The organism is Pantoea sp. RIT413, from assembly GCF_003057675.2.
GTDB lineage: Bacteria > Pseudomonadota > Gammaproteobacteria > Enterobacterales > Enterobacteriaceae > Pantoea > Pantoea eucrina.
This window is the reverse complement of sequence record NZ_QBJB02000001.1, coordinates 32,487-55,166: the sequence shown is the minus strand read 5'-3', so window position 1 is coordinate 55,166 and position 22,680 is coordinate 32,487. Positions and strand designations below refer to the sequence as shown.

Here is a 22,680-nt window from a genome sequence, read left to right as displayed (position 1 = left end):
TTATGCGTTATCCTCTGCCCGCTTTCTCTTACAACCGGCATCCGGAGTCCGTTTTGACGCTTCGTATTGGTCTACCACAATGGCATCACCCGCAGTGGAAACAGTTTGGTCTGCACACGCTGGAGGATTATGCGCGTCTGTTTAGCTGCGTAGAAGGGAATACAACGCTGTATGCGCTGCCAAAACCTGAGGCGGTGCAGCGCTGGCGCGACATGACGCATGACGATTTCCGCTTCTGCTTTAAATTTCCCGCAACCATCTCTCATCAGGCTGCTCTGCGTAATTGTGATGATTTAGTCAGCGATTTTTTTCGCCTGCTGGATCCGCTCAGCACGCGCCTGGGGCAATACTGGCTGCAGCTGCCCGCCAGTTTTTCACCGGCACAGCTTGACGATCTGTGGCGCTTTCTGGATAGCCTGCCGCGCAGCTTCAGCTATGGCGTTGAAGTGCGTCATCAGGCATTTTTTGCCCGTGGCGAGGCGGAGCGCCAGCTAAACCGTGGCCTGCACGCGCGCGGCGTTAACCGGGTGGTACTCGACAGCCGGCCAGTGCACGCTTCTGCCTCACAATCGGCTGCAGCTATCGACGCGCGGGCGAAAAAACCGCGCGTGCCGCCACATGCGGTGCGCACCGGTACTCAGCCGATGGTCCGGTTTATCGGCAGCGATAGCGTGGCAGAGAGCGAAGCCCTCTTTCCGCCGTGGCGCAGCAAGCTGGCAGCGTGGCAGACAGAGAGCGATCCGCTGCTGTTTATTCATACGCCGGATATGGGAGAGGTGTTTCCGCTGGTGCAGGCGCTCTGGCCACAGCTGCAGGCGCTGGAACCCGGCCTGCGCGACCTGCCAGCGTGGCCGCAGCAGAGCGCGCTGTTCTGAGCAGGGAAACGGGTGCAGCAGAGGCGACTTTCTGCCAGAATAGCGCCCTTTCCGTTTTTCTCTTCGGATTTTCCATTATGTCTGACCGCGATACGCTATTTTCCGCACCTATCGATAAGCTGGGTGACTGGACCTTTGACGAGCGCGTGGCTGAAGTCTTCCCCGATATGATTCAGCGCTCGGTGCCCGGCTACTCCAACATCATTTCAATGATTGGTATGCTGGCAGAACGCTTTGTACAGCCCGACAGCCAGGTGTATGACCTCGGCTGTTCACTGGGGGCCGCCACTCTTTCGGTGCGCCGCAATATCCGCGTACCCGGCTGCCAGATTATTGCCGTGGATAATTCGCCGGCGATGGTTGAGCGCTGCCGCCGCCATATCGACGCCTTTCGTGCCGATACGCCGGTACAGGTGCTGGAGGCTGATATCCGCGATATCGAAATTGAGAACGCTTCGCTGGTGGTGCTCAACTTTACGCTGCAGTTTCTGGCGCCTGACGCCCGCATTGCGCTGCTGGAAAAAATTGCCCGCGGCCTGAATCCCGGCGGCGCCCTGGTGCTGTCAGAAAAGTTCAGCTTTGAAGATGCTGAGGTGGGCGAACTGCTGTTTAACATGCATCACGATTTCAAGCGTGCCAACGGCTACAGCGAACTGGAGATTAGCCAGAAGCGCAGCATGCTGGAGAATGTCATGCTGACCGACAGCGTGGAAACGCACAAAGCCCGCCTTAAAGCGGCGGGCTTTGCTCATGCAGAACTCTGGTTCCAGTGCTTCAACTTTGGTTCACTGGTGGCGCTGAAATGATCGACTTTGGCCGTTTTTATCAGCAAATCGCCACCGGCCCGCTGGCGAGCTGGCTGGAAGTTCTGCCGGCGCAAATCGCGGCCTGGCAGCGTGACAATCTGCACGGACATTTTCGCAACTGGGAAAAAGCGGTGGAGTATCTGCCGCTGCTGACGCCGCAAACGCTGGATCTGGTGCACAGCGTCAGCGCGCAGCGTGACGATCTGACCGATCGCCAGCGCGCCGGTATTGAAAAGCTGCTGCGTAATCTGATGCCGTGGCGTAAAGGCCCCTATGCGCTTTACGGTACGGAGATTGACACGGAATGGCGCTCTGACTGGAAATGGGATCGGGTGTTACCCCATATCTCTCCGCTCGCCGGGCGGACGATTCTGGACGTTGGCTGCGGCAGCGGCTATCACATGTGGCGTATGCTGGGCGCTGGCGCGCAGATGGTGGTGGGCATCGACCCGATGCAGCTGTTTCTCTGCCAGTTCGAAGCGGTACGCAAGCTGCTGGGTGACGATCGCCGCGCGCATCTGCTGCCGCTCGGCATTGAACAGCTGCCCGCGCTGCAGGCGTTTGATACCGTATTCTCAATGGGCGTGCTCTACCACCGCCGTTCACCGCTCGATCATCTGCTGCAGCTGAAAAATCAGCTGGTGAGCGAGGGTGAGCTGGTGCTGGAAACGCTGGTGATTGAGGGCGATGAACATGCCGTCCTGGTACCGGGTGAGCGCTATGCGCAGATGCGCAACGTCTACTTTATTCCGTCAGCGGCAGCGCTGAAAGGCTGGCTGGAGAAGTGCGGTTTTGTTGATGTACGCATTGCCGACTATGCGGTCACGTCCGTGGAAGAGCAGCGTCGCACCAGCTGGATGACCAGCGAGTCGCTGGCAGAGTTTCTCGATCCGGCCGATAGCAGCAAAACGGTTGAGGGTTACCCCGCGCCGCTGCGCGCCGTACTGGTTGCCCGCAAGCCCTGAAAATCCGCGCCGCGACGGCGTCGCGGCGCGTCAGACATTGTCCTGCTACTGCTCATCCGCTGACCGATCCCAGTACTGATATTTATAGGCGGAAGTAAGATGACGCTCGATAGTGCCTTTGGCAAATACCTCTTTTTCGTGCAGAAAACTCAGCGTACAGTTGCCGGCTTCATCCCAGAGCTGACAGGTGTCCGTAGAGTGCAGCGTGCTGACCGGCGTGGTCGCCAGCCCGCTTAATCCCAGCTCGCGCCACTGCTTATCATAACGCCAGATCTCCCGGCTGCGCGCGCTTTGCGTCTCAACCACCCGATCCTGCGCATTCCAGCGCCAGCGGTTTTCACCGTTATTCTGTTTATCGCTGCCGCGCGTGACGCTCTTCTGCACCCGTAATCGCGGGTCGTAATGATAGGCGATCGCTGCAGAACCCTCACTGCCCATATTCACGAATTTATCGGTAGCGCTGATGATGTTTCCCTGCGGCCCTTTGCGCCAGCTCAGCGTACCCTGTCGCTGATCCACCACTTCTTCACGCCCCGACTTAATCGCGGTAACCCGCCAGGCGTACTCCGCTACCCAGCCGCGCTGTACGCGGGCAATATGCTGCTCCATGCTCAGCACAATATTCCCTTCGCGCTTATCGTAGCTGATATCAGCCACCATCAGGTCGCCGCAGCGGTCAAACTGGCCCAGCACGCGTTTCTGGGAGTCAACGTCTTTACCAAACTCCCCGGCAATAACCTGCCGCACCGCGCCTTTTGCCGCGCCGCCCAGCAGGATCCAGAGATTGCTGCTGCTGATGTTATGGCTGAGCGGCGGACAGGGAGCGGTGGCCGCCTGCGTCGGGCAGGCAGCTAAATATGTCAGCAACAGCGTTGCACAAAGGTGGCATTTCATAGGGTTATCCGCATGGAGCCATCTGTTAAGCAAAGCACCTTTTCCGGCAAATCGCTATGCAGATGGCGGGCGGAGAAGAAAATTATGCCGGGTATAGCGAATATACAAGGGGCTGAATCAACCGCAGAACAGGCTATGTTTGCCGGCAGCCGGCTCACCTGCGCGTTTTTAACGGCATAAAAAAAACCCCAGCAAATGACTGGGGCGTGGTACTTGCAAACATCACGTCAGGGTTGGTGGCGTGCTGTGCGGCAAAATCGATAGCGGATCAGGCGACCCGGTTAACGTTCATCTGCATCATACTTTTCATGGCTTCTATTACGTCACCATCAACGCAGGAACGGCTGAATTCATCGGTTTCTGCTTCGGCGCACATCGAAACACCCGCTTTGCGATAGCGCATAGGGGAAGCGATGGCGCGACTGGCTGAGCTGTGGACCTCCTGCAAGCCGCAATCCAGAAACTTCTGCAGATTGCTCAGGCGTACACCAGCACCGGCCATAATGATTGGACCCGTGCTTAATTGATTAAGTTCCCTGAGTAGTGCAATTCCTGTTTCTGCACTCTGCTGCTGGCCTGACGTCAGAATGCGCGCGACACCCAGATCGGTCAGCACCTCCAGCGCCCGCCTGGGGCTGTGGCACAGATCAAACGCCCGGTGAAACGTCACGGCCAGGCCATCGCACAGTTGCATAATCTGCTGCATACGCGGCACATCGATATGCGCATCTTCATCCAGAACGCCCACGACGACGCCGGGAAAGCCCCATTCGCGTATCTGCGCGATATCCGATTTCATGATGTCAAACTCCAGACGGGAGTAGCAAAAATCGCCGCCGCGCGGCCGGATGATGGGATGCACCGGAATAGTCAGCTCGCGCAGCGCGGCCTGCAGCATGCCCGCTGATGGCGTCAGCCCGCCCTCGCGCGGGGCGCTGCAAAGCTCTACGCGATCGGCACCGGCGCGCTGGGCGGTCACTGCGCAATCAATGCCGTAGCAACAAATTTCCAGTTTCGTCATCGGTTTCTCCTTATCACGACTGCTGGCTCAGAGGGGGTAGCTTCGGTTAGTCTGTTACTCACTCATTTTACGTGGAAAGCGCACTATGGTATTCGATTTTGATCAACGGATAGACCGCGGTCACAGTGATAGTCTTAAATGGCACAAATATCGTGACCGTGATGTGCTGCCACTCTGGATTGCAGATACCGATTTTCGCTCGCCACCCTGTATTATTGAGGCCATTCAAAAACGAGTCGCACACGGCGTATTTGGTTACGGTGTCACGCCTGCCGGACTGACAGAGATTATCGTGCAGCGCATGGCGGAGCGTTATGACTGGATTATCAGGCCGGAATGGATAGTGATATTGCCGGGTGTGGTAAGCGGACTTAACATTGCCGTGCGTGCTTTTACCGCAGCCGGAGAACGTACTGTGGCGCCTGCGCCCATCTATCCGCCGTTTCGCGGCGCTTCCCGGCTGGCCGATCGCGCGCAGCTCAGTCTGCCGCTGCAGCGGACAGAAGATCGCTGGGTCATGGACATAGATCGGGCGGAGATGACGGGCAACGAGCGACTGCTGATGCTGTGCAACCCGCAAAACCCCGGTGGCACGGTATACCGGCGCGATGAACTCTCCCGCCAGCTCGCATTTGCGCAGCGTCACGATCTTATCGTCTGTTCAGATGAGATCCATGCCGATCTGGTGCTTACGCCGGGCGTGCAGCACACGCCGTTTGCCGCGCTGAGTGAGGATGCCGCACAGCGCAGCATAACGCTTATCTCTCCCTCTAAAAGTTTCAATATCGCCGGGCTGGGCGCCTCTATGGCCATTATTCCCGATGATACGTTGCGCCGGCGCTTTAAGCAGGTGCGTGAGGGGATCGTGCCGGGCGTGGATATTCTGGCGCTGGTTGCCGCCGAGGCGGCGTGGCGCGAGGGTGATGCGTGGCTGCAGGCGCAAATTGCCTATCTGCGCGCAAACCGCGACTGGCTGGCGAGCCGCATTGATGCCCTGCCCGGCCTCGATATGGTCGTGCCGGACGCGACCTATCTCGGCTGGATTGACGCCAGCGGCCTGCAGAGTGAAAACCCGGCGCGCTATTTTGAGCAGTACGGGCTCGGCTTCTCGCCCGGAGGCGATTTTGGCGATGACCGCTTTGTCCGCTTCAATTTTGGCTGCACGCGCGCCACCCTGCAGGAAGCGGCAGCGCGCCTGAAGCAGGCGGTGGAAGCCCGGCGTTAATCGCGCTCGCTGGCGACAATCTCTTCAAGTCGCCAGGGGTGAAATTTAATCGTGGTTTCACCATCGGTGACGGCCAGCACAGGATTAGGCAGGCGTTCATTCTCGCCCTGCGGCGCGCTGGTTTTAAAAGAGATGCCGGGCTGCGTCAATGCCGCATCAGAGAGCAGCGCCATGGCGCGCATGCCCAGCGTTTCCGGCTCACCGCGCAGGACGATCTCAATATGTTCCCAGCCCTCGTGCCGGTACAGCTTCGCGCCCGGCCAGGGCAGCTCAATCACATCAATCTGCTGCCCTGCCAGCGTAACCGGCTGCCGGAGTTTAAACAGACAGATCGGTCGACCGTTAATCATCGCTTCTGAAAAGAGCTCACCAATCTGCAAAAAGCCGCGCTTCCAGCGTTCGGCGGTAGCAAACTGGTGACAGCGCACGGCCAGATGATCAATCTCGTGTGCCTGCGGTGAAAGTCCGAGTCGCGCAGCAAAAGCCTGCAGCGCCTGCTCAAAACGGCAAAAATCTTCTGTTAAATCGTCTAACTCCGGGGGAAAGTCCAGCTTCATTACCTGAAACCTCAACGTCTGTTCAGTGAAATTAATCATTAAAATCAATATGCCAGCTTTTTCAGCCAGACAAAACCTTCGGATTCATCCGATTTAGTCAATAAAAACTGCCAAAACCAGATAAAAACAGGCTTACATTCAGATTATTCGCCTAATCAGGGCCAGGCTTAACTTTATAAAAACAAGCTAAGCTTATGATTAGATTGACAAATCTTTACACAATGAGATAACTCTTATTTGGGCGCCAATGAATTGCAGATAACCCCCCTTTCTTATAAATTTGAGTTTCTACCTCACAAGGAACGGCTCTATGTCTATGCTCATTGTTGTCGCGGTTCTCATTGCATTAACGGGATTCGCCATTTCCCGTCACTGGAAGGTGCGTGAAGACAAAAGCGTCAAAAATCCTCGTCGTCACCCGCGCCGCCGTTAATCGGCGCGCGGTTTTGCCGTCAGCTGACCAGTCCGGGCCGACTGCTGTTGCTGACGCATCCTAACATTTCACGTATACTTCCCCTCTCTTTTTTTCCGTCCCGACACAAGCGCGGGATGATGGTATCGGCTCGTCCTCTGCTGACGGGCCTTTTCAGCATATGAAGGTAACGCGGTGAATATTCAGGCTCTTCTTTCCGATAAAGTCAGTCAGGCGATGCGTGCAGCGGGTGCGCCCGACGATTGCGAACCGCTGGTTCGTCAGTCAGCTAAAGTCCAGTTTGGTGATTATCAGGCGAACGGCATCATGGGCGCGGCAAAACGGCTGGGCCAGGCACCGCGTCAGCTGGCTGAACAGGTGGTGAAGCATCTGGATCTGACCGGCATTGCCAGTCATACCGAGATTGCAGGGCCTGGCTTTATCAATATTTTCCTCGATCGCCAGTGGCTGGCACAGCAGGCCGCGCAGGCGCTGCAGCAGCCCGATCTCGGCGTCAGCAAACCTGAACCGCAAACCATTGTTATCGACTACTCGGCACCTAACGTGGCGAAAGAGATGCACGTGGGCCACGTGCGCTCCACCATCATCGGCGATGCGGCAGTGCGGACGCTGGAGTTTCTGGGTCACAATGTGATCCGGGCTAACCACGTCGGCGACTGGGGTACGCAGTTTGGCATGCTTATCGCCTATCTGGAAAAGCAGCAGAATGAAGATCATGCTGATATTGCTCTCGCCGATCTGGAAGCATTTTATCGCGAAGCAAAGCGTACTTACGATGAAGATGAAGCGTTCGCCGCGCGCGCGCGCAGTTATGTCGTCAAGCTGCAGGGCGGCGATGAGTATTGTCGCACCATGTGGAAAAAGCTGGTGGATATCACCATGAGCCAGAATCAGCTGGTCTATGACCGTCTGAATGTCACTCTGACGCGTAATGATGTCATGGGAGAGAGCCTCTACAACGATATGCTGCCAGGCATTGTCGCTGACCTGCGTGAAAAGGGTCTGGCGGTCACCAGCGAAGGCGCGACGGTGGTTTTCCTTGATGAGTATAAAAACAAGGAAGGCGAGCCGATGGGCGTTATCATCCAGAAAAAGGATGGCGGCTATCTCTATACCACTACCGATATCGCCTGCGCAAAATATCGCTATGAAACGCTGCATGCCGATCGCGTGCTCTACTATATCGACTCACGCCAGCATCAGCACCTGCAGCAGGCATGGACCATCGTACGTAAAGCGGGCTACGTGCCAGCCTCCGTGCCGCTTGAGCACCACGCCTTCGGCATGATGCTGGGCAAAGATGGCCGTCCGTTTAAAACCCGCAGCGGTGGCACCATTAAGCTGGCGGATCTGCTGGATGAAGCCGTTGAACGTGCCCACACGCTGGTCAGCGCTAAAAATCCGGAGATGTCGCCGCAGGAACTGGCCGATCTGGCGGAAATTGTTGGCATCGGCGCGGTTAAATATGCCGATCTCTCTAAGAGCCGTACCACAGATTACATTTTCGACTGGGACAACATGCTGGCATTTGAGGGCAATACCGCGCCTTATATGCAGTATGCCTATACCCGCGTCCTGTCGGTGTTCCGTAAAGCGGGTCTGGATGCAGAGACCCTGAGCGGTGAGATTACGCTGACGGATGAGCGCGAAGCGCTGCTGGCCACGCGCCTGCTGCAGTTTGAAGAGGTGATCACGCAGGTTGCGCGTGATGGTACGCCGCATGTTATGTGTGCTTATCTGTATGACCTGGCCGGACTCTTCTCCGGCTTCTATGAGCACTGCCCGATTCTGGCGGCTGAAGAGGCGTCTGTACGCAACAGCCGCCTGCAGCTGGCGGCTCTCACCGCGAAGACCCTGAAACAGGGGCTGGATACGCTGGGGATTAAAACCGTCGAACGGATGTAATGACAGCAGCTGATAAAAAACCCGCCTTGTGCGGGTTTTTTGTTATTACCGATAGTTTACGGTCACTTCACTGCTGAGCACCCGCAGACCCGGCGGCAGCGCTCCCTGCCCCTGAAAGCCAAACGCCAGATAGAGCGGCTCTTCGGCCGGGATCAGCGCCAGACCGCGCGTGGATCCGCTGGCACCATCCAGCTCCACGCAGCGCTGGCTGGCGCAGAGGCGCACCACCAGCCCGGATGGTGCCGGACGGCTGAGCTGATAGCGCCAGTTCACCACGGCGATGTTGCCGGGTGCCGCAGAAGGCGCCCTGAGCGCTGGCGATAACAGCCAGCTGCCGCGTGCCCCAAGTCCGGGACCGCTGACGCTGGCGCTCCACGCACCGGTAGCGGCTATGCCCGCCAGCGGTGTGAACAGCAGCAGCAACATTAACGGATAGCAGCGCCGCATTATTTGCCTCCAATCGTGGCGGTCATGCGGATCTGGCGATTGTCACTCAGCTCCAGATTGGAAAGTACCACCAGCTGCGGCAGGTTACGCCGCAGGAAGCGCGCCAGCAGCGCACGCAGCGGATGGTTCACCAGCAGGACCGGCGGCGCACCGCTCATCTCCTGCTGCTGCAGCGCCGCCTGTGCCTGCATCAGCAGACGATCGGCCAGCCCTGGCTCCAGGCCACCGCCGCCCTGCAGCGCCTGCAGCAGCAGACGCTCCAGCATGGCATCCAGGCCAATAACCTGCACCTCTCCGCTGCCCGGGAACCACTGCTGGGTGATCGCCCGCCCCAGCGCCACGCGTACTACGCTGGTCAGCTCCTGTGGGTCGCTCTGCACCGGCGCGTGCTCCGCCAGCGTTTCGATGATGGTGCGCATATCCCTGATTGATACCCGCTCGGTAAGCAGGTTCTGCAGCACTTTATGCAGCGTGGTCAGGCTGATTACCCCCGGCACCAGATCTTCCGTCAGCTTCGGCATCTCCTGAGTAACGCGATCCAGCAGCTGCTGCGCCTCCTGCCGGCCAAACAGCTCGCTGGCGTACTGTCCAATCAGGTGGTTGAGGTGCGTTGCCACCACGGTGCTTGCCTCGACCACGGTATAACCCTGAATCTGCGCCTGCTCTTTCAGGGCGCTGTCGATCCAGATCGCCGCCAGGCCAAACGCCGGATCAACGGTAGGCTCGCCCGGCAGGCTGCCGGCTGCGGTGCCGGGATTAATGGCCATCCAGCGGCCAGGGTAGGCGTCACCGCTGCCAATCTCCACGCCTTTCATCAGAATGCGATAGCGTGCGGGCGGCAGCTCCATGTTGTCGCGGATATGTACCACCGGCGGCAGAAAACCAACCTCCTGTGCCACTTTCTTACGGATGCTGCGGATACGGCCCAGCAGCTCGCCATTCTGGGTATGGTCAACCATCGGAATGAGGCGATAGCCCACTTCCATTCCCAGCGAATCCTCCAGCTGAACGTCGGTCCAGGAGGCCTCAACCGTGGCGGGCGTCTCCTGGGTTTTCATCAGGCTGGCTGATTCAGGCTGCTTCTTCGGCTGCATCTCACGGCCGCGCAGCCACCAGGCAAGCCCGAGCAGCGCGCCGGTAAACAGCAGAAAGACAAAGTTAGGCATGCCGGGCACCAGACCAAGCAGGCCGATTACCCCGGCGCTGAGCATCAGCACGCGTGGATTATTAAACAGCTGCCCGACCATCTGCTCACCGACATCCTGGTCAGTGGCGACGCGGGTGACGATGACGCCTGCTGCCGTGGAGATCACCAGCGCCGGGATCTGCGCCACCAGGCCATCACCGATAGTCAGCAGCGTATAGGTCTCACCGGCGTGGCCAACATCCATCCCATGCTGCACAACGCCCACCAGCAGGCCGCCAATGACGTTGATCACCATGATGAGAATACCGGCGACGGCATCCCCGCGCACAAACTTGCTGGCACCATCCATTGAACCGTAGAAATCGGCCTCCTGCGTCACTTCGGAACGGCGACGCTTGGCCTCATCTTCGCCAATCAGACCGGCGTTAAGATCGGCATCAATCGCCATCTGCTTGCCGGGCATTCCGTCCAGTACAAAGCGGGCGCCAACTTCCGCAATACGTCCGGCGCCTTTGGTGATGACCATGAAGTTGATGATCACCAGAATGATAAACACCACAATACCGATGGCAAAGTTACCACCGACCAGAAAGTGGCCAAACGCTTCTACGACGCGGCCCGCTGCGTCGGCCCCGGTATGTCCTTCCAGCAGAATGATACGGGTGGAGGCGACGTTCAGCGCCAGGCGTAATAGCGTTGAGAACAGCAGTATGGTGGGGAACGCCGCAAACTCCAGGGTGCGCTGGGTGAACATCGCCACCAGCAGCACCATGATCGATAGCGCGATATTAAAGGTAAACAGCAGATCGAGAATGAAGGCGGGCAGCGGCAGCACCATCATCGACAGGATCAACATTATCAGCACCGGTCCTGCCAGCACCTGCCATTGCGTCTCTTTAAAACTGCCCGGTAAACGCAGCTTTTCGGCCAGATTAGCCATCGTCTCTGTTCTCTCCTGCAAAGTCCATCTCTGCCGGGACCGGCAGATGCTTAGGTTTGGTCGGGATCAGGCCGCCTTCGCGCTTCCAGCGCCGCAGCTGCCAGACCCAGGCCAGCACTTCCGCTACGGCAGCGTACAGCGCACCGGGGATAAACTGACCAATTTCAGTATGCCGATAGAGCGCTCGCGCCAGCGGCGGCGCTTCAAGGATCGGCACGCGGTGCTCTTTTGCCACTTCACGAATGCGCAGCGCGATGTCACCTGCGCCTTTCGCCACCACTTTTGGCGCATTCATCTTGCCTTCCTGATACTGCAGCGCCACCGAGTAGTGCGTCGGGTTCGTCACAATCACGTCAGCTTTCGGTACATCAGCCATCATGCGGCGGCGGGCCGCCGCGCGCATCGCCTGGCGGATCCGCCCCTTCACGTGCGGATCGCCCTCATTCTGTTTATGTTCGTCGCGGATCTCCTGACGCGTCATGCGCAGCTTTTTGAAATAGCTGTAGAGCTGCCAGAACACATCAAAACCGACCATCGGAAACAGACCCAGCATCACCAGCCCGCAGCTGGTGGCGACCATACTCAGGCCATGGTGCAGCGCGTTAACCGGCGATTCCGCGATCAGCCGCAGCATCTCCTGCCAGTGGCTCCAGAGATACCAGCCCGCTACCACCCCTACCAGCACCGCCTTGAGGATCGCCTTCACCAGTTCAGCCGCGCTCTGGCCGGAAAAGAGGCGTTTTATGCCTGGCAGCGGGTTGAGCTTCTTAAAATCGAGTTTGATCGACTTACCGCTGATATGAATGCCGCCCAGCGCCATCGGGGCCGCCATGGCAACAATTACCAGCCCGCCCATCAGCGGCAGCAGCGCCACCACTGCCTGCATGACCAGATTGCCGATATGCGCCACAATAATTTTGTCATCGTTCACCATACCGTGATCGAAGCGAAAACCGGTTGCCACCATACGGGCAAGCTGCGTGGCCATGTGGGAACCGCCAAGCCAGAGGATCATCAGCCCGGTCAGCAGCATCAGCACCGATGTCAGCTCGCGCGATCGCGGGATCTGCCCCTCTTCCCGCGCTTTCTCAAGTCGGTGGGGGGTGGGCGATTCTGTTTTGTCCTCGCTGCTACTCTCTTCAGACACAGCACACCTCAGCTGGCAGAAATTCTGAGTACAGGATGACAAACTTACCCGGGAGTGAAGCGCGGATTAAACGACGAAATAACCTGCTTATTGCGTCATAAGTAAAATCGTTGTCGTGCCCTGTCCGTTTTCTCAGCAGAAACAGCGCACAAAAGACGTGACGCGATCGGGGTTTTAGGGATCTGAACAGGCGCGGAAAATCTTAAAATGAGAATTTTCTGCAAAGAGATCACATTATTAATTTCACTGTAAAACATAAATTTTTATAATGTTTTATCCCGGACAGACGTTTGCCTGAAAAGATTCTTCGCTACCCGGCCTGCCCGATGCCGGGTGAACCGTAAAAGTCGCTTAACTGTTGCAGCCTTCTGCAGACCTCCTCTGCGGCTTCAGGCGTGATGTTATGGCGCTAACACGCAATTTACCGCGATGCAATAGTTTGAATTCTCAAAAGTCTTAGGTAGACTGAGACGCACGTTGTCCTGAAGAGATCTGGCTGTTTTTCGTGGTTTTTTCGCAACACACTATGTTCATACTCGCCGGGTACGCCCACTGTTACTCTGCAATTAATCTGATGGAATGATAAGGATGATGGTGAAAAAAACGCTTATGCTTACGCTGCTGGCGACCCTGACGCTGGCCGGGTGCAAAACCCCGCCGCCGGCAGTGACAGAGGATACGCTGGTAACCAGTACGGTTAACGGCGTTACCCTGACGCATCGTTATGCGGTTGCCGCACCGGCAGAGTTCACCCCCGTCAACGCATCCTGGCGCGCACTCTACGCCGCTTCCGTTATGACCACCCCTGACTACGGCGGTAAAGTCGTGCGCTACCTTGATAATGCCCAGCGCTTTGAAGTGCTTGGCCGGGTGGAGCATAACTGGCTGGCGATTGCTGAAGAGCCTGAAGGCCAGCTGATAGGCTATATCCCCCCTAAAGCGGCCGTTGAGACCAGCCGCTATGACGCCACGTTGCGCAGCGATCGCCCGAAACCGCGTCGCGCTAAACAGGTGTGCGTGGCAGTAGGCGGTGCCAGTAAGGCGTGCCGCACCACTGATACCGCGACCTGGATCCTGGATTGAGTCAACAATCTGGCGCATATTGGCGACAGTCATACCGCAGTTTATGGCAAAATAGCGCCGTCATCGCCAGGAAAAACGAGAGTTAATGATGCAGGATCCCATTGCCCGCGAGGATATCAGCGCGGGCAACGATAACCTTTTGCTGAACGCCGCCGCCCCGGTGCTGAATGCTGTTGTCCGCATCCGGCAGGCTGCCACGCATGACGATCCGGCCGGGTTGCGCCAGCTGCTGATTGATGAAATCCGGCTGTTTGAACAGCGCTGCAAGCAGGCTGGCCTGCCGTTTGAGATGATCATCGGCGCACGCTACTGTCTTTGCAGCGTGCTGGATGAGGCGGCGGCACAGACGCCGTGGGGGACGCGCGGCGTCTGGTCAGGCAACGGCATGCTGGTGAGTTTTCACAATGAGAGCTGGGGGGGTGAAAAATTCTTTCAGCTTCTCTCCCGCGTATCACAAAGCCCGCAGCAGCATCTCTGGCTGCTTGAAGTCATCCATTACTGTCTGCTGCTGGGATATGAAGGTCGCTACCGCGGCAGCGAAAGCGGCCGCACACAGTGTGAAGGGATCCGTAAACGTCTGGCGCAGCTGATCCACGACGCGCGCGCTGCAGAGAGTAGCACCGCAACGCCGCTGGTCGAGGTGCATCCGTTAGTGAACAGCCTGACGCGGCCGATGGTCCCGCTCTGGGCCTGTGCCACCGTGGCGGCGCTTATCGCCTGCATGGTCTACAGCATGCTGAACTGGCGGCTCGGCAATGCGGCTGAACCGCTGCTGCGCGATATCTATCAGACTCCCCTCCCGCAGATCATGCCCGGACGACGCCCCGCTTCACCGCAGGCGCTGCTCGATCTGCGCCAGCGTCTGAATGATGTGATTGCCGCCGGTCAGCTGGAAGTCAGCGATGGCGCGTTTGGCAGCAAAGTCATTATTCCCGCCGATAAACTTTTTGTTCCGGACGGCACCGTTGTAAACCCGGTCGGCCGCGCGCTGCTGGCGCACGTCGCCAGCGCTATGAAAAGCGTTAAAGGAACCGTTCTGGTCTCGGTCTATACCGATAACCGCGCCGTCGATGGCCGTTTCGCCTCCAGCTATGAATTTTCACTGGCCCGCGCGCGCGCTATTACGCAGCTGCTGACGACGCAGCTGGCGTCGGGGCAGAGCGTTAAAGCTGAGGGGCGCGGCGACAGTAATCCGCTGCTGCCTAACGACAGCAATGAAAACCGCGCCCGCAACCGCCGGGTTGAGATCACACTCTTCGCTGCGCCGGAAGCAGCGGCTACCCCGGAGGGCCAACGCTGATGCGCACATCTGTTCGTCACCTGCTGACTCATCGCCTGCTCTGGAGTCTGATTGGTGTTACCGCCCTCAGCTGCCTGGTGTGGATGCTTGGCCCGCTCTGGGTATGGGGTGAGACCCGACCGCTGGAGCCGGTTTTCTCCCGGCAGCTGGCCGTGGCCCTGCTCTTTTTTTGCTGGACGCTGTTTCAGCTTATTCCGGCAATATGGCGCGGCTGGTTCAATAGCAAGCTGCTGAATCGTCTCCAGAGCATGAGTCAGGAAGAGCTCTCCGATCGTCACTCCACCGAACAGGTGCTGGCACAGCGCTTTAGCGAAGCCGCGCTGCGTCTGAAACGCACGCAGTTTGGTCGCCATCATCAAAAAAGCTGGCTGGCGCGTTTTCAGAGTCACTATCTTTATGAGCTTCCGTGGTATCTGATTGTCGGCGCACCGGGCGCGGGCAAAACCACCGCGCTGCTGAACGCCGGCCTCTCTTTTCCCCTTACGGATACGCACGGCAATAGCGCAGTGCGTGGCGTAGGCGGCACCCGTCACTGCGACTGGTGGTTTACCGACAGCGCCGTGCTGATCGACACCGCCGGGCGCTATGCGCTGCAGGAGAGCCAGCGCGCGCGCGACAGCGCCGAGTGGCAGAGCTTTATCAACCTGCTCAAGCGCTACCGCACGCGTCAGCCAATTAATGGCGTGATCCTCACCATCAGCGTGGCCGACCTGCTGACCGACACCGCAGAGGCGCGGCATGCGCAGGCCACGGCGCTGCGCTGCCGTATGGCTGAGCTGCATCAGCAAACCGGTATCCATTTTCCGGTCTATATCATGGTAACCAAAACGGATCTGCTGAAGGGATTTCTGAGCTTTCATGCGGGCCTCAGCAAGCCGCAGCGGGATGCCATCTGGGGATTTACCTTTCCCTGGGAGCCGGGCAAACCTCACAAAGACGAGTGGCAGAGCAGTTTTACGGCACGTTTTCAGCGGCTTGAGCAGCAGCTTAAGCAGCAGCTGGCGGAGCGCATGGCGGCCGACCGCGATCTGATGCAGCGCGCTGACAGCTTTCTCTTTCCGCAGGAGTTTGGTTCCCTGCGCCCGCTGCTTAATGAGTATCTGGACGTGATCTTCTCCCGTCATGAGGAGGATATTGCCTGGTCTGCCCGCGGGCTGTTTTTTACCAGCGGGACCCAGGAAGGCCTGCCGTTTGACCGCATTATGGGCACCCTTAATCGCAAGCTGCAGCTGCCGCAGAGCGGTGACCACACCCTGGCAGCCTGGGACAGCGTTAACCGCAGTAATCCTATTCCGGGCAATAAAGGCCAGAGCTACTTTATCCGCGATCTGCTCAGCGAACTGGTGTTTCGCGAAAGCGGCCTTGCCGGCAGCAACCGCCACTGGGAATACCGCAACCGTCTGCTGCACTGGATTGGCTATGGCGCGCTGGCGGGTGCGCTGATCCTGCTGTGCGGCTTATGGCTTACCAGCTATGTGCAAAACCAGCGCTATCTTGATCAGGTGGCGAGCCGTATTGCGCCCCTGACGCAGCAGAGTCAGCAGGTCACACATCAGCCCGTCGATAATATTTTTGATCTGCTACCCTTCTTAAATAACCTGGTAAAGCTGCCGCTGTCCGAGCGCTTTTCGCTGGATAATCCGCCGCTTACTATGCGCGCCGGACTCTATCGCGGCACACAGGTCAGCGACGCGGCCTGGGTGCTTTATCAAAATGCGCTTAAGTCTCTGCTGCTGCCGCGGGTGGCGCAGCAGATCACGCATTTGCTGCGCGACGATCCTGGCACCGATAACGCTTACAGCCGCAACGCGCTGCGCGCCTATCAGATGCTTTATCAGCCGCGAAATTACGACGGCACGTTTCTGCGCAGCTGGCTGATCGAAAATCTGCAGCGCACGCTGCCGGCCGATGTCAGCGTGCGCGATCTGCAGCAGCTCGACTGGCATCTCAGTCAGCTGCTCGATCAGCAGATACAATCTTCACCCTATGCACGTGATAACGCGCTGATGATGCGCAAGCTTGCAGAAAACCTGAAACGGGCGGGTCAGGAGAGCAGCGTGCTGGCGACCGCGCCAGAGGCCTCTGCCGGACAGCTGACCCGCTATAGTGAGTGACGGTGAGGTAAACATGGCGAACCACAGCGTGCCGGGCTGGTATGGCAAACTCCCCGCTACCGGCGATTTTTTGCGGCAGCGCCTGAGCGAGGCCACGGTCTCCCCCTGGAGTCACTGGTTTCAGCAGGGACTCACCCACTGGCATCAGCAGCAGCATGCCAGCACGCAGCTCTTTTTGCGCGCGCCGGTGTGGAACTTTGTTCTGCCGCTGTCGCCGCTGCGTCAGCAGGTGCAGATGGGCTGCCTGCTGCCCTCGTGCGATCGCGTAGGACGCGCCTGGCCGCTGCTGGCCCTGCGCACCTTTACGCTGAATGAGTGGCACCCGGCGCAGCTGACTATCTCCGGCGACTGGTTTCGCGAGCTGGGCGGGCTGCTCTGGTCAGCGGTGCGCGATCGCACCCTGCCGGAGAGCCTGGAAGCAGAGATGCAGCAGCTCTCACCCCTGCTGGTGCCCGGCAATCAGCGCAGCGATATTATGGATGTCATCGGTTTTGCGGATCTTCCCTGCACCCTGAGCTGGCAGGAAGTGGCAGAACGGTTTGAACCGCAGCAGCATATCAGCTACTGGTGGAGCAATCGCAGTGACGGCTTTGCCCACGCCACCCATAAACACAGCGGCCCGCTGACCGCAGAGCTTTTTTCACTGTTATTTAACCCGGCGGCGGGTGCGCAGCCGGGACGTAATGGCCTCTATCCACCCATGTTTGAATAAGCCGGCACGTTTGCCTTGTTAACGGGATGACTCATGCAATTTACCTTTGTGCAGTGCGATACGGATGTGCCCGCCAGAAGCGTCACCTTTATGCCGCCTGGCGGCACCATTGGCCGCAGTCAGGATAACGATCTGATACTGCCTGATGAGACGCGCGCCATCTCACGCCTGCAGGCGCTTGTCCATCTCTCTGCCGAAGGGGAATGCCGTCTGACCGCACAGGGCAGCGTGACGGCGATTGAGCTCAATGGTCAGGTGGTGCAGCGGGGTGCCCAGGCCCTGCTGCAGCATGGCGATCGGCTGCAGATTGGTCAATACAGGCTGGAAATTACCGATCCTGCGCACCAGCCTGCGCTACAGGACGATCCGCTGTCGTTTTTTAGCGAGGACGCCAGCGATCCACTTGGCATGCAGCAGGAGGCCGTCCTGAGTGCTGAGCTGATGCCGGAACCCCCAGCCCCGGTACGTCAGGAGCGGCGGCCCGATCCGCGGCTGGCCATCGATCCCGCCCGAGACAGCGCACCGCAAACCCGCCAGCCTGCAGAAGCTGGCGAGGAGAAGCTTATCGCCGCTCTGCTGGAGGGAATGGGACTCAATAATGGTCATCAGACATCGCTCGGTGAAGAGCAGATGCGCGTTACCGGTCGTATGCTCAGCCTGTTTTCTCAGGGAACCGTTGCCCTGCTCTCCTCGCGTTCAATTCTTAAGCGCGGCGTGAAAGCGGATATGACCATGATTCTGAACGAAGCCAACAATCCGTTTAAGATCCTGCCTTCCGGCAAAACCGTGCTGATGCAGATGTATCAGAGCCAGATGCCGGGTTTTATGCCGCCTGAAGCCGCAGTGCGCGATGCGCTGGTAGATTTGCAGGCGCATCAGCTGGGCATGATTGCCGGTATCCGGGCGATCATTGCTGCCATGTTGCAATCGTTTAATCCGCAGCGGCTGGAAGATCGCGCGCGCGAGGATGGCGCTCTGCCTAAAATCGCCTTCAGCAGCGGGCGCAAGGCCGCCCTGTGGGACGCCTTTACGCGACACTATCAGCGCACTGCCGGCGAGATTGAAGATGACTTCCATACGCTGTTTGGCGAAGCGTTTCTCAACGCGTATGACATGGAAGTTAATCAGTATAAAGATTCACAGACGCGGACGGATGAGACATGAAAATGATGTTTGCCAGCCGCTGTCAGCAGGGCCGGCGTGACGAAAATCAGGATCGCACCGGTGCGCAACTCGACGACGAGCGCGCCTGCTTTCTGGTGTGTGATGGCGTAGCCGGATTACCCGGTGGCGACTACGCAGCGCAGCTGGTGCGCGATACGCTCCTCAGCGCGGTGCAAAACAGCAGCAGCTTTACGCCTGCCACTACCCAGGCGGCTATCGCTCTTTGTCAGCAAACGCTGGCGGCTGAGCAGGGGAAGAATCCGAAATTTTCCCGCATGAGCACCACGCTCGCGGCTCTGTTTATTGACCGTGAAAAACAGCGTGCATGGTGGGCGCACGCCGGTGATAGCCGGGTTTATCACTTTCGTCATGGTACGCTATGTGAGGTAACCCGGGACCATAGTCTGGCCCAACATCTGCAAGAGGCAGGCTATGAAAATTCCGGCATTAACAGTAATTTACTTTATAATGCCCTCGGCACTGAGCCGGTACGCCCGGTGACCTTCAGCAGCGCGATTGACCTCCAGGACGGCGATGCGTTTCTGGTCTGCACGGATGGCTTCTGGCTCAACCTGACCACGCAGGAGATGGAACAGGCGTTACGCATGGTTAACGCCTGTGAAGAGTGGCTGACGCTGATGGAACAGGCGGTCAATCGCAGCGACAAGCGGGACAACCTGAGCGCGCTGGCAATCTGGATTGGCGAACCGCAGGATGCCACGCTGCTCTATTCTCAGGCTGATGCGGCGCGCTTTGTGCCGCCTCACTATTGATTTGCAAGGATCCCTATGAAAGTGTGGTTGTCGGGCATTGCCGCCCTGCTGCTGGCCCAGAATGCACAGGCAGAAGATTATCGTGTGGTCTATTCGCCCAGCCTGGCGCTCGAGGTCTGGATCGACAACGTTGCCAGTAAAGCGCCCGACGACTGGTGCAAAGAGACGCTGCCGTTACGTATTGTCTCCGGTAAAAGCAGCGACACGCGCATTCTCACCAGCTTCCTGCCCCGGGTAGGCACGCTGCTGGCGAACCAGTGCGGCAGCCTTGACGAGCTGCCGTGGCAGATGATGACCAAAGAAGGCAGCGTGCTGGCTAACGGCAGCGCAGCAAAACTGCAGAACTGGCGCCCGATTATCCTGAATGATGCAACCGCCAGCGCCAGCGCCACCACCGCCGCACCGCTGGATCTCTCCCGTCCGGCGGACAACACGCCGCTGCAGCACTTTGCGCTGCCGGGCGGCTGTCATTTCCGCACCTGGTGGGACGACAAAGGTGCTTCGCTGTTTATTCCTGATGCGCCGGCGCAGCGCTGCTCAACGGAAGGCTGGCTGGAAGGCGCAGCCAGCATAACGCTGCTGAGTAAAGGTGAACCTGCAACGCTGCCGGTGACCTTTTATCAGGGGTATCCGGTCGCCAGCCTCGCGACCGGCAGCAAACCGCTGGAGATTGTCGCGGTCAATAAACAGCGAATGATTGTGACCCGGCCGGACGCTGCCGGGAGCTGGCTGGTGTTGCCGTTTGATGCGCGGGAGCATGTCTGGCGCTTTGGCGGTACCCTGCTGATTCAGATGGATAAAAAAGCTGGCAGTGACAGCAGCACGGTGAAAGCGCAGGTCGATCGTTTACGCGGCATCTGGTCGCCGCAGTTTATGCCACAGCAAAAAGTGACAGTGTTACTGATTGACACCCTGCATGCGGATCTCGCCGATCCGGCTATCGGTGCCTGGCGTAACATTAATTAATCAGCGATCGCTGCCTGCTGCCCCGCGGCAACAGGCACTACAGGATGTGTTCAGAGAACTCACTATGTCGGCAAACGAAAATCATATCCCTAATGCCCTGCCTGCAGGCTACCGGTTTAACGAGTTTGAAATCAGGGACGTCGTGGGCGGGGGCGGCTTTGGCATCGTCTACCGCGCCTGGGATCACCAGCTGGAACGGTTTATCGCCATCAAGGAGTATATGCCGCAGTCGCTGGCCGTGCGCGCTGCCGACATGTCGCTTGAACTGCGTGGTGAGCGCTTTCAGAAACTCTTCAACGCGGGCCGCAACAGCTTTATTCAGGAAGCACGCCTGCTGGCACGCTTTAATCATCCGGGGCTGCTGCACGTGCTGCGCTTCTGGGAAGAGAACGGCACCGCCTATATGGGCACGCTGTTCTATAGCGGTATGACGCTGAAAGCGTGGCAGGCGAGCCAGTCTGACGCCGTTGATGAAGCCTGGATCCGTCGCCTGCTTCCGCCGCTGTTTGGTGCCATCAACACCATTCATACTGCCGGCTATCTGCATCGCGACATCTCGCTGGATAATATTCAGATTCAGGATAACCAGCTGCCGGTACTGCTCGATTTTGGTTCAGCGCGTAAAGAGATCGGCAATCTGTCAGATGAAACTGAAATCATGCTGAAGCCGGGCTTTGCGCCGATCGAGCAATATAGCGAAGAGGGTGAGGTTGAACAGGGTCCGTGGACCGATATCTACGCGCTGGGGGCGGTATTACACACGCTGATTACCGGCCATGCGCCGCCGGTCAGCGTAGTGCGCTGCATTGAGGATAATTACCAGCCGCTTGCCGTCACCCGGCCTGAAGGCTATTCCCTGCCGCTGCTGCACGCCATCGACTGTGCGCTGGCGATGAAGCCTCAGGATCGTCCGCAGACCATCGACGCCTTTGCGCAGCTTATCGATCTGCCGGTGAGCGATGCCGAAGCGCTCAGCACGCCGCTGCCGGTTGTTGCCCTGCCCGCCGGGCTGCCGGAGACCGCCGCTGAACCGGAACCTCCGCTGGTGGCGGTGAATCCCGCCGCCGCTGCTGAGCCGATCGCTGGCAGTGCAGCAGGCCGGCGCGTCTCGCCGGGTATAGTGGCGCTGGCTGCTGTGGCGCTGCTGGCTGTGGGTCTGGTCGTGTGGCAGACGGTGCGTCACAGTGAGACGCCGCCGGTCGCAGCCGCGCCGGAAGCCGCTGCGCCGGCAGCAACGAAGGTACCGGCGGCGGCGGCCAGTACGCCTGCCATTGCCACCATCTATCTGCAGCTGCAGTCAGGCGAAAGCGTCGTGCTGAATGGTGAAGTGCAGGATGTGAAAGCCGCCAGCAGCGGTTTTGCGTCACTCAATCTCGCTGCCGGCAGCTATCGTCTTGAAGTGCGGCATGGTGACCAGGTGCGCAGCCAGGCCCTGACGATTAAGCAGCCTGGTACCTGGCTCATTAACCCCGGTAATTAAGCCTGAGGTGCGCTGCGCTGCTGCAGCGCTCTTACCTCAGCGGCAAGACGCGTCAGCGCGGCTTCCTGCATGCCGCGTCTGACCAGCTCCTGCTCAAGCGAGAAAAGATACTGCGCATTGGTTCCGAGCGGCCCGCTCGCCTGCGCAATCAGGGGTGCAATGGTACTGCGGCAGGAGTCATCCTCATATAGCGGATGACGCGGATCCATGATGAACACCAGCGCGGTAACGCGGCGTCCATCCTCCAGCTGCAGCTCACACCAGGTGGGCAGATAGCAGCCGGTGATCATCTCGCGCTTCCAGAGCAGCTCCAGTTCTTCATGCAGGCGCGCCTCCGGCAGACGAAAGGCCAGACCGCTGGTGCTGCCGCCCTCTTTCAGCGCCAGCATGCGTCCGGGTGCGGCCTCGGTGCCCCGTCCGGCGGTGAGCCGCAGACAGAACGCACGATGCCACCCTTCCAGGCGCCCCGAAGCCACCTCCTCCGCGTCAAACACCGGGTTCCACATCAGCGAACCATAACCAAAGATCCACACCGGACTTTGATCGGGCCGACAGGCGAGCGTGGCAGAAAGCGAAGCGGCGCGCTTTTCACAGCTCCACAGCAGTGCTTCATCGATATCACCAAAGGATGTTTTGCAATCGGCTTTAAGTAAGAATTCCCGGGTTAACACTGCGATCTCCTCTACTGCCCTGGCATCCCGCACGCCTGGATCCCGAACCGGTATC

At 58.7% G+C, this 22,680-nt stretch carries 21 protein-coding genes; 14 read left to right on the top strand and 7 right to left on the bottom strand.

What is annotated here, in order from left to right:
* The first annotated feature begins 53 nt into the window (after window positions 1-53).
* From DBY66_RS00295 to cmoB, 3 genes are all read left to right on the top strand, one after another.
* Window positions 54-875, top strand: a complete 822-nt coding sequence (locus tag DBY66_RS00295) for a DUF72 domain-containing protein (RefSeq protein WP_108569393.1) — start codon at window positions 54-56, stop codon at window positions 873-875.
* A gap of 77 nt (window positions 876-952) precedes the next feature.
* Window positions 953-1,681 carry a carboxy-S-adenosyl-L-methionine synthase CmoA gene (cmoA, locus tag DBY66_RS00290; protein ID WP_039385978.1) on the top strand — a complete coding sequence of 243 codons (729 nt, stop codon included), beginning with the start codon at window positions 953-955 and terminating at the stop codon, window positions 1,679-1,681.
* On the top strand, window positions 1,678-2,646 hold the full coding sequence (gene cmoB, locus DBY66_RS00285) for a tRNA 5-methoxyuridine(34)/uridine 5-oxyacetic acid(34) synthase CmoB (protein WP_039384896.1): 969 nt from the start codon (window positions 1,678-1,680) through the stop codon (window positions 2,644-2,646). The genes cmoA and cmoB overlap by 4 nt, the downstream gene beginning before the upstream one ends.
* A 45-nt stretch (window positions 2,647-2,691) precedes the next feature.
* Here cmoB and DBY66_RS00280 read toward each other — a convergent pair whose 3' ends face one another.
* Both DBY66_RS00280 and cutC read right to left on the bottom strand, forming a co-directional pair.
* A complete protein-coding gene (locus DBY66_RS00280) occupies window positions 2,692-3,540 on the bottom strand; it encodes a hypothetical protein (protein ID WP_039384901.1) in 849 nt (282 codons plus the stop codon).
* A 268-nt stretch (window positions 3,541-3,808) separates the two neighbouring features.
* Window positions 3,809-4,561 carry a copper homeostasis protein CutC gene (gene cutC / locus DBY66_RS00275; protein WP_071668894.1) on the bottom strand — a complete coding sequence of 251 codons (753 nt, stop codon included), beginning with the start codon at window positions 4,559-4,561 and terminating at the stop codon, window positions 3,809-3,811.
* Window positions 4,562-4,646: 85 nt separating this feature from the next.
* Between cutC and DBY66_RS00270 the strand changes: the two genes are divergently transcribed.
* The gene (locus DBY66_RS00270; protein WP_108569394.1) at window positions 4,647-5,786 is read left to right on the top strand and encodes a PatB family C-S lyase; all 1,140 of its coding nucleotides are present in this window, start codon (window positions 4,647-4,649) and stop codon (window positions 5,784-5,786) included.
* Here the strand turns inward: DBY66_RS00270 and DBY66_RS00265 are convergent.
* Window positions 5,783-6,343 (bottom strand): VOC family protein, encoded by a 561-nt coding sequence (locus DBY66_RS00265; protein ID WP_094111062.1) that lies wholly within the window; start codon window positions 6,341-6,343, stop codon window positions 5,783-5,785. The two genes, DBY66_RS00270 and DBY66_RS00265, sit on opposite strands and share 4 nt — an antisense overlap.
* A 310-nt stretch (window positions 6,344-6,653) precedes the next feature.
* Between DBY66_RS00265 and DBY66_RS18065 the strand changes: the two genes are divergently transcribed.
* Window positions 6,654-6,776 carry a hypothetical protein gene (locus DBY66_RS18065; protein ID WP_255402039.1) on the top strand — a complete coding sequence of 41 codons (123 nt, stop codon included), beginning with the start codon at window positions 6,654-6,656 and terminating at the stop codon, window positions 6,774-6,776.
* Between the two features lie 174 nt (window positions 6,777-6,950).
* Window positions 6,951-8,681, top strand: a complete 1,731-nt coding sequence (gene argS / locus DBY66_RS00260; RefSeq protein ID WP_104085103.1) for an arginine--tRNA ligase — start codon at window positions 6,951-6,953, stop codon at window positions 8,679-8,681.
* Window positions 8,682-8,726: 45 nt separating this feature from the next.
* Here argS and DBY66_RS00255 read toward each other — a convergent pair whose 3' ends face one another.
* From DBY66_RS00255 to flhB, 3 genes are read right to left on the bottom strand one after another with little or no spacing between them, the layout of a single operon-like run.
* On the bottom strand, window positions 8,727-9,128 hold the full coding sequence (locus DBY66_RS00255) for a flagellar protein FlhE (RefSeq protein WP_071668897.1): 402 nt from the start codon (window positions 9,126-9,128) through the stop codon (window positions 8,727-8,729).
* Window positions 9,128-11,215, bottom strand: a complete 2,088-nt coding sequence (flhA, locus tag DBY66_RS00250; protein ID WP_039384912.1) for a flagellar biosynthesis protein FlhA — start codon at window positions 11,213-11,215, stop codon at window positions 9,128-9,130. Before flhA ends, DBY66_RS00255 begins: the two co-directional genes overlap by 1 nt.
* Window positions 11,208-12,362, bottom strand: coding sequence for a flagellar biosynthesis protein FlhB (gene flhB, locus DBY66_RS00245; RefSeq protein WP_039384913.1), 1,155 nt, complete (start codon window positions 12,360-12,362; stop codon window positions 11,208-11,210). The genes flhA and flhB overlap by 8 nt, the downstream gene beginning before the upstream one ends.
* A 594-nt stretch (window positions 12,363-12,956) precedes the next feature.
* On the opposite strand from flhB, the gene DBY66_RS00240 reads away from it, so the two are divergent.
* The 8 genes from DBY66_RS00240 (at window position 12,957) to DBY66_RS00205 (ending at window position 21,954) form a co-directional block, all read left to right on the top strand.
* Window positions 12,957-13,445 carry a hypothetical protein gene (locus DBY66_RS00240; protein ID WP_039385979.1) on the top strand — a complete coding sequence of 163 codons (489 nt, stop codon included), beginning with the start codon at window positions 12,957-12,959 and terminating at the stop codon, window positions 13,443-13,445.
* Between the two features lie 85 nt (window positions 13,446-13,530).
* Complete coding sequence (icmH, locus tag DBY66_RS00235) at window positions 13,531-14,745, top strand: type IVB secretion system protein IcmH/DotU (protein ID WP_071668898.1); 1,215 nt, start codon at window positions 13,531-13,533, stop codon at window positions 14,743-14,745.
* A complete protein-coding gene (gene tssM, locus DBY66_RS00230; RefSeq protein WP_108569395.1) occupies window positions 14,745-16,859 on the top strand; it encodes a type VI secretion system membrane subunit TssM in 2,115 nt (704 codons plus the stop codon). Before icmH ends, tssM begins: the two co-directional genes overlap by 1 nt.
* Before the next feature lie 13 nt (window positions 16,860-16,872).
* Window positions 16,873-17,571: a type VI secretion system-associated protein TagF gene (gene tagF / locus DBY66_RS00225; protein WP_108569396.1), complete on the top strand. Its 699-nt coding sequence runs from the start codon at window positions 16,873-16,875 to the stop codon at window positions 17,569-17,571.
* A gap of 33 nt (window positions 17,572-17,604) precedes the next feature.
* Window positions 17,605-18,735, top strand: a complete 1,131-nt coding sequence (gene tagH / locus DBY66_RS00220) for a type VI secretion system-associated FHA domain protein TagH (RefSeq protein WP_108569397.1) — start codon at window positions 17,605-17,607, stop codon at window positions 18,733-18,735.
* A complete protein-coding gene (locus DBY66_RS00215; protein WP_108569398.1) occupies window positions 18,732-19,508 on the top strand; it encodes a PP2C family serine/threonine-protein phosphatase in 777 nt (258 codons plus the stop codon). The genes tagH and DBY66_RS00215 overlap by 4 nt, the downstream gene beginning before the upstream one ends.
* Window positions 19,509-19,523: 15 nt before the next feature.
* Window positions 19,524-20,474, top strand: a complete 951-nt coding sequence (locus DBY66_RS00210; protein ID WP_071668903.1) for a hypothetical protein — start codon at window positions 19,524-19,526, stop codon at window positions 20,472-20,474.
* Window positions 20,475-20,538: 64 nt separating this feature from the next.
* Window positions 20,539-21,954 (top strand): serine/threonine-protein kinase, encoded by a 1,416-nt coding sequence (locus tag DBY66_RS00205; protein WP_108569399.1) that lies wholly within the window; start codon window positions 20,539-20,541, stop codon window positions 21,952-21,954.
* On the opposite strand, the gene DBY66_RS00200 is transcribed toward DBY66_RS00205, so the two are convergent.
* Window positions 21,951-22,625 (bottom strand): gamma-glutamylcyclotransferase, encoded by a 675-nt coding sequence (locus DBY66_RS00200; RefSeq protein WP_169713300.1) that lies wholly within the window; start codon window positions 22,623-22,625, stop codon window positions 21,951-21,953. The two genes, DBY66_RS00205 and DBY66_RS00200, sit on opposite strands and share 4 nt — an antisense overlap.
* Window positions 22,626-22,680 lie beyond the last annotated feature (55 nt).

What these genes read in the sequence shown, in the direction of transcription:
- tagF (WP_108569396.1), top strand. Translation starts at nt 16,873, where the DNA reads ATGGCGAACCACAGCGTGCCGGGCTGGTATGGCAAACTCCCCGCTACC.
- DBY66_RS00215 (WP_108569398.1), top strand. Translation starts at nt 18,732, where the DNA reads ATGAAAATGATGTTTGCCAGCCGCTGTCAGCAGGGCCGGCGTGACGAA.
- DBY66_RS00270 (WP_108569394.1), top strand. Translation starts at nt 4,647, where the DNA reads ATGGTATTCGATTTTGATCAACGGATAGACCGCGGTCACAGTGATAGT.
- DBY66_RS18065 (WP_255402039.1), top strand. Translation starts at nt 6,654, where the DNA reads ATGTCTATGCTCATTGTTGTCGCGGTTCTCATTGCATTAACGGGATTC.
- DBY66_RS00205 (WP_108569399.1), top strand. Translation starts at nt 20,539, where the DNA reads ATGTCGGCAAACGAAAATCATATCCCTAATGCCCTGCCTGCAGGCTAC.
- icmH (WP_071668898.1), top strand. Translation starts at nt 13,531, where the DNA reads ATGATGCAGGATCCCATTGCCCGCGAGGATATCAGCGCGGGCAACGAT.
- tssM (WP_108569395.1), top strand. Translation starts at nt 14,745, where the DNA reads ATGCGCACATCTGTTCGTCACCTGCTGACTCATCGCCTGCTCTGGAGT.
- cutC (WP_071668894.1), bottom strand. Translation starts at nt 4,561, where the DNA reads ATGACGAAACTGGAAATTTGTTGCTACGGCATTGATTGCGCAGTGACC.
- DBY66_RS00255 (WP_071668897.1), bottom strand. Translation starts at nt 9,128, where the DNA reads ATGCGGCGCTGCTATCCGTTAATGTTGCTGCTGCTGTTCACACCGCTG.
- cmoB (WP_039384896.1), top strand. Translation starts at nt 1,678, where the DNA reads ATGATCGACTTTGGCCGTTTTTATCAGCAAATCGCCACCGGCCCGCTG.
- DBY66_RS00210 (WP_071668903.1), top strand. Translation starts at nt 19,524, where the DNA reads ATGAAAGTGTGGTTGTCGGGCATTGCCGCCCTGCTGCTGGCCCAGAAT.
- DBY66_RS00265 (WP_094111062.1), bottom strand. Translation starts at nt 6,343, where the DNA reads ATGAAGCTGGACTTTCCCCCGGAGTTAGACGATTTAACAGAAGATTTT.
- flhA (WP_039384912.1), bottom strand. Translation starts at nt 11,215, where the DNA reads ATGGCTAATCTGGCCGAAAAGCTGCGTTTACCGGGCAGTTTTAAAGAG.
- cmoA (WP_039385978.1), top strand. Translation starts at nt 953, where the DNA reads ATGTCTGACCGCGATACGCTATTTTCCGCACCTATCGATAAGCTGGGT.
- tagH (WP_108569397.1), top strand. Translation starts at nt 17,605, where the DNA reads ATGCAATTTACCTTTGTGCAGTGCGATACGGATGTGCCCGCCAGAAGC.
- DBY66_RS00280 (WP_039384901.1), bottom strand. Translation starts at nt 3,540, where the DNA reads ATGAAATGCCACCTTTGTGCAACGCTGTTGCTGACATATTTAGCTGCC.